General features: G+C 68.5%; 1 protein-coding gene. It reads right to left on the bottom strand.

What is annotated here, in order from left to right:
* Positions 1-14 precede the first annotated feature (14 nt).
* Positions 15-959 (bottom strand): IS110 family RNA-guided transposase, encoded by a 945-nt coding sequence (locus M9979_RS17175; protein WP_254290719.1) that lies wholly within the window; start codon positions 957-959, stop codon positions 15-17.
* Positions 960-1,171: the final 212 nt, after the last annotated feature.

Raw genomic sequence — 1,171 nt, forward strand, 5'->3', positions numbered from 1 at the left:
AGGCTCAGCAACCATTATGATGCGGGCATCCATTCGGCTTGTCTGGCGAGGACGGTGTTGGCGTAGATGAGGAGTTTCCGTGCGCAGGCGGTGAGGGCTTGTTTGTGATTTTTGCCGGCGCCTCGCAGGCGTTGGTAGGTGTCGACGAGTGCCTTGTTCCAGCGAAAGCTGGCGGGCAGCGCGGCCGCGTAGAGGGCGCGGCGGACGCGGTGCCTGCCGCCCTGGATGCGGCGTTGGCCGCGATACTGGCCGCTGTCGCGGTCGAAGGGGGCGAGACCGGCAAGGCTGGCGGCCTCGCCGCGTGACAGGCGACCGAGTTCGGGCATGAGGACGAGCAGCGCCAGTGCGGTACGTCGGCCGATGCCCTGGACGCTCTCGACAAGCGCCAGGCGGCGGGCGAGATCAGCCTGTGCGGCGACGGCTTTGCCGAGCAGCAGCAGCTCCGCCTTGACCCGCCGTGCCAGCCGCTCGGCCTCACGCTGCAGCGCGCGCTTGTGGCGAGGCTGGTGGAAGGCCTCGGCGCGGGTCCTGGCGCGGGCGAGGTCGCCTTCCAGCTGCTCGATAAGGCGCAGATGCTCGGCAAGCGGTTCCAGTCGTGGGTCGGGCGCTGCGCGCACGTCGTCGAGTTCGGCCGTGCAGCATGCGATCAAGGCAGCATCGAGCCGGTCGTTCTTCGCCAGCTTCAGCCGGAACAGCGCGAACGCGCGCACCTGCCGCGGCTGCAACACCGCGACCGCAAAGCCGGCCCGGCGCAGCGCCGCCGTCACGCCGCGCTCATATCCGCCCGACGCCTCCAGCCCGACCCGACGAACACCGTGCTCTGCCAGCCACCCCGCGGCACGGATATGGCCTGCATCGTCATTCTCCACCCTGATCGCCTGTCCCGAGGGGTGGCAGGCAATGTCGAGCCACATCTTGCCGGTGTCGATCCCGGCTACGACCATGCTATTGTGCGCCATCTTCGTCGATCCCTCCTCGTCCAGGAGCCAGAAGCTCCGGCAACCATACGGACCCGATGAAGTGGCCGGCTGCGATCCTGCTGAGCAACGTTCCCCAGGGAACCGGACGAACCCGATCCGACAGCCGGCCGCCGGGGTGGGGGTGGCCACCCCCACCCCGGCTCCGCATCCTACGCGGCAAACCAACTCTACGTCATTCCACTAAGACGAGG

The sequence above is a fragment of the Sphingomonas liriopis genome, assembly GCF_024211255.1.
GTDB lineage: Bacteria > Pseudomonadota > Alphaproteobacteria > Sphingomonadales > Sphingomonadaceae > Sphingomonas > Sphingomonas liriopis.

Bases quoted from the DNA above. Each gene is read 5' to 3' on its own strand.
- M9979_RS17175 (WP_254290719.1), bottom strand. From the start codon at position 959: ATGGCGCACAATAGCATGGTCGTAGCCGGGATCGACACCGGCAAGATG.